This is a genomic window from Polaribacter sp. 2305UL8-11, assembly GCF_058147165.1.
The window spans coordinates 1-249 of the sequence record NZ_JBYVJW010000072.1; the positions used below are offsets into that span (position 1 = coordinate 1).

General features: G+C 38.6%; 1 protein-coding gene. It reads right to left on the reverse strand.

The window, feature by feature from the left end:
- A partial coding sequence (locus ACY2RW_RS16245; RefSeq protein WP_490123775.1) for a hypothetical protein occupies positions 1-249 on the reverse strand: 249 nt, incomplete at both ends.

Sequence of the window (249 nt, forward strand, 5' to 3'; positions counted from 1 at the left end):
GCTACATCATCCTCTTCAGTATCTCCTAATGTAAATGAAGCAATACGCGTTCTCCAAAATCCGTTTTGAACTCCCATATATTCTGCTGTATACCAAAATGTTCTATTATCAATATCCATGGTCATTTGCGCATAATCACCAAATCGATTAAAAGAGCCTACGCCGCCAGGACCATCTATAATAGTGGTTTCTGCTACATTAATAGTTCCTAAATCAGAATCATCAACGATTCGTCCTGCATAGCGCATT